Source organism: Corallococcus sp. CA047B (assembly GCF_003612065.1).
Classification (GTDB): Bacteria; Myxococcota; Myxococcia; order Myxococcales; family Myxococcaceae; genus Corallococcus; species Corallococcus praedator.
This window is the reverse complement of sequence record NZ_RAWD01000426.1, coordinates 1-6,687: the sequence shown is the minus strand read 5'-3', so window position 1 is coordinate 6,687 and position 6,687 is coordinate 1. Positions and strand designations below refer to the sequence as shown.

Here is a 6,687-nt window from a genome sequence, read left to right as displayed (position 1 = left end):
TTCCAGCCCCGTGCCCCGGCGGCTTGCCCCTCGCCCCCGCTCCGTGTTCCCCCTGGAGGGGTGCGACTCAAGGTGCTCACCCTCAACGTGGCGCATGGCGCGCCCTTCACCGTGCCGATGCCCTTCCTGCGCCGACGGGCGGCCTTGCTGGGCACGCTGGATGCGGTGGCGGCGCTGCTCGTCCGGGAGGCGGCGGACGTGGTGGCGTTGCAGGAGGCGGACCGCTCCAGCCTCTTCAGTGGACGGGTGGACCAGGTGGAGCGCATCGCCACCCGGGCCGGCTATCCGCACCTGCACCACGGCGTGCACTCGGGGGTGCCGGGGCTGTTCGCGCAGGGCACCGCGCTCTTGTCCCGCCACGCGCTGGAAGCGCGGGAGGCCGCGCACTTCGGCCGCGACCGGCGCGTGGACAAGGGCTACGTCGTCGCCACGCTCGCGGCGCAGGGCGGGCCCGGTCCCGATATCGTGTCACTGCACCTGGATCCGTTCTCCGCGACCGTGCGGAGGAGGCAGGTGGACCGGCTCATCCAGGCCCTGCGCCAGCGGCCCGAACGGCCCCGCATCGTGCTGGGCGACTTCAACGCGGAGGACGCGGGAGGCGACGGCCCCGTGGCGCGCCTGTGCGCCGAGCTGGGACTCCACACGCCGCACGAAGGCGAGCCCACCTATCCGGTGCCCCAGGCACGCCAGCGCCTGGACTGGGTGCTGGCCTCCGCCACGCTGCGCTTCACCCGGTACGCGCGCCTGCCGGAAGCCGTCTCCGACCACCACGCGGTGGTGGCCGAGCTGACGGTGGCCGGACGCTGAAGCGCGCTCAGCCGAGCACGGCGACCAACTGCCGGCACTGCGCGAGCAGCGTGCCGTCCTGCGCCCAGAGCAGCTGGGACTCCTCGGTGTAGCCCTCTGCGGCCTGACGGGAGCGGCCGGTGCGCAGGTACTGCGTGTCCGGCGCGAGCCGCGTGAGGGGAAACGTCTGGAAGAACTGCACGGTGAAGTCCACCGTGGCGGCCGCGCGGAAGCCGTCCACCTGCGACAGCACCGACGGCGGATACGCGTCCATCAAGCCCACGCACAGGGGCGCGTCCAGCACCGTGGGGTCGCGCGGCCGCAGCCAGCCCCCCACCTCCGCCACCGCCGCGCCCGAGTACGGCGGTGAACCCACGCAGTAGCGGTACTCGAAGAAGCGGCAGAAGTCCGGCATGGGCACGTCATCGGGGACGGGCGTGAGCGTCTCCGGCGCCGGCACCTCCGGCATGACGAAGTCCTGGTAGCCCGGAGCCCCACCGCGCGCGGCGCCAAACGTGGCCGTGGCCACGGCCACCACGACCCCGCCGCTCTCCACCCGCGCGGTGGCGTGGGTGACGAGCTTGCCGGCGCGCTCCAGGCGCGTGTGTACGTCCGCCACGCCCTCCACCGCGGGCGAGCAGAAGTGCACGGTGAGCGAGCGCACCGGACGCTTCGCATCGTTCAGGTGGTGCTCCAGCGCGCGCATCACCTGCCCCGCCACCACGCCCCCGTACGCGCCCCGGCCCTGATACCAGGCGGCCTCGTAACGCGAGCGGTAGTGCCCGGGGGCGAGCGGTTCGACGAGGGTCGCGACAAGGAAGGCGGCGGTCATGATGCACCGCATCCTAATCCATCACCCCTGATAGGCCTCGTCCTGTTCGATGCGGCTGAGCACCCAGTCGAACTCGCCGGATGACACCCGCGCCTGGCAGTGCGTGCAGTGGCCCGCCATGTTGATGGACAGCGGCGCGCCACACGACGGGCACTGCTTCTGGGTGTACGACAGGCCCTTCACGCCGCGTCCGCGGATCAGCGTCCAGTACTCACTGTAGGCCCGCTCCCGCGAGCGGCTGCCCCCGACGACCTTCTCGTCCTGGTCGCGCAGCGTGTAGTCCAGGCTGCTGGCGTGCATGCGCAGGGTGACGGCGTCGTAGTACGCATCCCGCGTCACCCGCACGAGCGACAGCTTCGTGATTCGCGCGTTCTCCGTGATGTTGCGCAGGCCCGCCTGACGGTAGGCGTTGATCCAGTACAGCTGCGTCTGGAAGAGGTTGTCACTGAGGAAGGGCCTCATGCCCTGCCACTCCCGGTTCGACCACGCCGTCTGCATTTCCCGGAAGATGAACTCCAGCCGGCGGCGCAGGCCCGCGGCGGAGACGGCCGGGTCCTCGCGCATGAGCGCGTTCAACGCCTCCTGCGCCCTGGGGTCGCGCACGGTGGGCAGCTCCGTGCCCTGCTCCTCGGTGGTGCCGGTGAGCTGGGGCCCGCGGCGCTCGCGCTCCAGCGACGCCATGGAGGTCACCACCCAGTCGAACCCGCCGGTATTCACCACCGTGTTGCAGTAGGAACAGAGGTGTCCCTGCACCGCGTCCAGCGGCGCGCCGCAGTTGGGGCACTTGAAGACGCGAACCTCCTCGGGCGGACGCGAGCGCACGGCCGTGTCCCGCTCCAGCGTCCACGCCTCCGCGACGTACCAGCTCTGCTCGGTGCCGGAGACCTCCGTGTAGTTGGCCTCGAAGTGCACCGTCACGGAGACGCGCGGGCTGCTCGCCGCCACGCCGGACACCTGGTCGTACGTCATGGCGCCCACCACCACGGCCTTCACCTCGGTAGGATGGCCCAGCGCCTGGAGCGAACCGATGGCTTCGTCGGACAGGTAGGCACTCAAGGTGTCCAGCCGGTCGCCACCGCGGGCCTCGTGCACCTTCGCGAAGAGCGAGGAGACGAAGTCCTCGAAGAGGATGATGGAGAAGTCCGGGTCGAGCGGCCGCATCGCCCCGTCCTCGCCGCGAGGGCCCACGCGGCCCAGCCCCGCGAGCTTCGAGCGCAGCGACATCTGACGCCGGGGCGGCGGAGGCCCGTGTGGCGTGGAGGTGCTCCAGCTCCGGGATTTCTCCTCGTGGTCCTTGCGGCCCAGGGACACGGCGACGAGGACGAACACCCCGAAGAGGCCCAGGACGAGACAGACGCCCAGGCCGCCACCGCCGCCGCCCCTGGAGGAGCCCGAACTTCCACCGTAGTAGGTGGACGAACCCCGGCTGCCGGAGCTGTAGGAGGAACGGCTGCTGGAGGAGCTGCGGCTGCTCGACGAGCTGCGGCTGCTCGACGAGCCGCGGCTGGACGAGCCCCGGTAGGAGCTGCCGCCACCGGGGCGCGCCTCGGACTCAGGCAGGGTGGTGAAGCCCAGCCCCACGAGCAGCGCGACGGCGAGGAGGAAGGATTTCGAGCCCTTCACGCCACCACCCCGGGCAGATCCGGCAGCTCGTTGACGTCGTCATCCATGCGCGGCAGCACGCGCGCCAGCGGCGGCTGGACGCGGCGCAGGGCCTGGAAGAAGGGCTCCGGCGAGGAAGACGCGACCAGCGCGGCGGAGAGCGCGGCGAGGGCCTCCTGCCACTCCGCGCCCAGCGCGGCGGTGTCCACGCCGTAATCGGCGACGACGTCCACCCGGCGCTCGAAGAGGGAGACGAACACGAGGATGCCGGTGCGCCGCGACGTGCGCGACACGCCCAGCTCGGTGAAGGCGGCGCGGGCGGTGGTGCGCACGGCCTCTTCCTGGAGCTTGCGCGAGGTGAGCGCGCGGCGCAGCGCGGGAAGGCCCCGGCTGGCCAGCGTCCCCGCGAAGAAGGCGAGCAGCACCACCGGCGGGAAGACGGCGAGGTGGATCTCCTGCGGGATGAACAGGAGCACCATCAGCACGACGAACGCGAGGCTCGCGCCCACCCGCGCATCGGTGTGGGCGTAGTTGCCGGAGATGGAGCGGACGGCCACCACGACCTCGGCGGAGGTCTGGGATTCAATGGCCGCGACGGCTTCCGCGGCCTGGGTCCGAGCGGCTTCTTCGAGGAACGTCGTGGCCATGATGGGCGGGCACTATAGCCAACCCTCCGACGCCCCGGGCCTACGCGGGCAGTCGCCAGTCGATGGGCTTCTGGCCCCGGGCCTCGAGTTCGGCGTTGGTCGCGCTGAAGGGCTTGCTTCCGAAGAACCCCTTGCTGGCGGACAGCGGCGAGGGGTGGGTGCCCTCCATGACGACGTGTCGCTTCGCGTCGATGAGCGACTTCTTCTTCTGGGCGGGCTTGCCCCAGAGGAGGAACACGACGGGGTCGGGCTTGTCGCTCACGGCGCGGATGACGGCGTCGGTGAACTGTTCCCAGCCGTGTTTCGCGTGGCTGTTGGGTTCGGCCTGGCGGACGGTGAGCACGGTGTTGAGCAGGAGCACGCCCTGCTTCGCCCACGGGATGAGCGACCCGTCGCGAGGCTTCGGAGCGCCCACGTCGCTCTGGAGTTCCTTGAACATGTTCACGAGCGAGGGCGGAGGGGGCACGCCGGGCTGGACGGAGAAGGCCAGGCCATGGGCCTGCTTGGGGCCGTGGTAGGGGTCCTGGCCCAGCAGCAGCACGCGCACGTCGGCGTAGGGCGTGAGGCGGAACGCGGAGAACATGTCGGCCTCCGACGGGAACACGGTGTGTTCGCTGCGTTGCTCGCGGACGAAGCGCTCCAGGTCCTTGAACGACGGCGCGTGGATGGCGTCATGCAGCACCTTCTTCCAGTCTTCGGGCAACCCGTCCGCCAGCATCGTTGTGACCCTCCCTGAAATCCCCACCCTACCCCGCCTCCCAGACACAGGGGCCGCCGTGATGTCGCCGTCATGCCGCACGGCGAACATCGCGGCGGGGACGGGAACGACGGTCAGGGCGAGGGGACAGGAGGCGCGCGCGTCCCCGCGTCCAGCCACTGGGAAGGGAGGTCGGGGAGCGGTTCGCCCCAGGAGGTATCTCCCACGGGGATGGACGTAGCCGGCGCATCGGGGGCGCCCGCATCGGGGCTGCCCGGAGCGCGCGTGCCGTCGGGTTCGCCGTCGTGGAGGCTGCGCAGGATGCGGCCCTCGGAGATCCTGACCGCGTAGGTGGCACCGCCATCCAGCAGGCGCACGCCTGGAGTGCACGCGCGGGGATCCGCGTCGATGCGGACGAAGGCGATGTCTCCTTCCCGGAGGATCCGGAAGCGGTAGGACTCCCGTCGGTTCCAGCACGACCGCCCTTCGTGCTCACGGGGAAGGAACGCATCGGCGGCGAGGACTCCGGCGCGAAGCAGGGCCCCGTCCAGCGCATACACCTGTCCCGGAGCATCGGTGGACAGCGCGACCCGCGAGGAGAAGTCCGGGAAGACGATGGACGGGTCCTCCACCCGGGAGGACTCGGACGAAGCCCCCTGGCGCCGCATGCACCCGATGAACAGCACCATCCCCAGAAGCAGCAGGCGCCTCATGGTCCCGTCCCCCTCACGCAAGGCCCCTGGAGTTTCTCGCAGGGAAAGCGAGCAGGCAATCAGGTCAGGTGCTTGGGGTCGGCGCCAGGGCGCGCTAGCCTTGCTCCCGCCATGACGATGTACACCGAGTCGCTCCGCGCCTTCCTCAAGCCCGTCCTGCCCTACCTGGACGACGAGTCGGTGTCGGAAATCATGATCAACGGCCCCACCGACGTGTGGATCGAACGCAAGGGCCGCCTGACCAAGACGGATGCCTCCTTCTCCGAGGAAGGCCTGATTGGTGCCGCGCGCAACATGGCCCAGTTCGTCGGTCGCCCGCTCACCGACGAGCGCCCCCGCCTGGACGCGCGCCTCCCGGATGGCAGCCGTATCCACGTGGTGATTCCGCCCATCGCGCGCAACGGCACCACCATCTCCATCCGCAAGTTCTTCAAGGACAAGCTCAGCATCGACTCGCTGATGAAGTTCAAGTCGCTCACCAAGCCCATGGCGCGACTCATCGAGGCGGGCATCGCCACCAAGCTCAACATGCTGGTGGCCGGCGGCACCGGCTCCGGCAAGACGACGCTGCTCAACATCGTCTCGTCCCTCATCCCCGACGAGGAGCGCATCCTCACCATCGAGGACTCCGCCGAGCTCCAGCTCAACCAGTCCCACATCGTGGCCTTCGAATCCCGCCCCCCCGACAAGTTCGGCAAGGGCGGCGTGGACATGGGAGACCTGCTGCACTCCGCGCTGCGTCTGCGCCCGGACCGCATCGTGGTCGGCGAGGTCCGCGGCGGCGAGGCCTTCCACCTGATGCAGGCCATGAACACCGGCCACGGCGGCTCGCTGGCCACCACGCACGCGAACACGCCCACGGACACGCTGCGCCGCATTGAGTCCCTGTGCCTCATGTCGTCCGTGGAGCTGCCCATGGTCGCCGTGCGCGCCCAGGTGGCCAGCGCCATCAACTTCGTCATCTGCTGCGAGCGCCTCCACGACGGCAGCCGGAAGACCATCGCCCTGTCGGAGGTGCTCCCCCTCACGGAGAAGGGCGAGTACCGCACCCAGGACATCTTCGTCTTCACGCCCGTCTGCAAGGACGAGCACGGCCACATCCTGGGCTACCACGCGCCCACCGGCATCATCCCCAACTTCATCAACAAGGCGCGCGCGTACGGCTTCGAGGACCTGGACGACGCCTTCTTCGACCCGGCCACCTACGGCGTGCCGCCCCCGCCCAACTTCCAGGTCGGCGAGGCGTACACCCTGCGCTGGGCGCCCTCGCTGAAGCACCGCGAGCAGGGCCTCCCGGACCCCGCGCACTTCAAGGAGGAGTGGGGCCGCTTCGAACAGCTGCTCAAGAACGCCGGTCCGGACGGGCCCTCCAGCCCCGCCGCCAAGCCCGCGCCCTCCGTGCAGGTGCAG

7 protein-coding genes are annotated in these 6,687 nt (G+C 70.4%); 2 read left to right on the top strand and 5 right to left on the bottom strand.

The window, feature by feature from the left end; all coding sequences use genetic code 11:
• Window positions 1-60 precede the first annotated feature (60 nt).
• Complete coding sequence (locus tag D7X74_RS37880; RefSeq protein WP_120537846.1) at window positions 61-807, top strand: endonuclease/exonuclease/phosphatase family protein; 747 nt, start codon at window positions 61-63, stop codon at window positions 805-807.
• A gap of 7 nt (window positions 808-814) precedes the next feature.
• Here D7X74_RS37880 and D7X74_RS37875 read toward each other — a convergent pair whose 3' ends face one another.
• From D7X74_RS37875 to D7X74_RS37855, 5 genes are all read right to left on the bottom strand, one after another.
• A complete protein-coding gene (locus tag D7X74_RS37875) occupies window positions 815-1,618 on the bottom strand; it encodes a thioesterase family protein (protein WP_120537845.1) in 804 nt (267 codons plus the stop codon).
• Window positions 1,619-1,639: 21 nt separating this feature from the next.
• On the bottom strand, window positions 1,640-3,241 hold the full coding sequence (locus tag D7X74_RS37870; RefSeq protein WP_120537844.1) for a TIM44-like domain-containing protein: 1,602 nt from the start codon (window positions 3,239-3,241) through the stop codon (window positions 1,640-1,642).
• Window positions 3,238-3,867 (bottom strand): hypothetical protein, encoded by a 630-nt coding sequence (locus D7X74_RS37865; protein ID WP_120537843.1) that lies wholly within the window; start codon window positions 3,865-3,867, stop codon window positions 3,238-3,240. Before D7X74_RS37865 ends, D7X74_RS37870 begins: the two co-directional genes overlap by 4 nt.
• A 40-nt stretch (window positions 3,868-3,907) precedes the next feature.
• On the bottom strand, window positions 3,908-4,585 hold the full coding sequence (locus D7X74_RS37860) for a uracil-DNA glycosylase (RefSeq protein WP_120537842.1): 678 nt from the start codon (window positions 4,583-4,585) through the stop codon (window positions 3,908-3,910).
• A 113-nt stretch (window positions 4,586-4,698) separates the two neighbouring features.
• Complete coding sequence (locus D7X74_RS37855) at window positions 4,699-5,277, bottom strand: hypothetical protein (RefSeq protein ID WP_147444541.1); 579 nt, start codon at window positions 5,275-5,277, stop codon at window positions 4,699-4,701.
• A gap of 111 nt (window positions 5,278-5,388) precedes the next feature.
• On the opposite strand from D7X74_RS37855, the gene D7X74_RS37850 reads away from it, so the two are divergent.
• The coding region (locus D7X74_RS37850) for a CpaF family protein (RefSeq protein WP_233602431.1) at window positions 5,389-6,687 on the top strand (1,299 nt) is incomplete at its 3' end.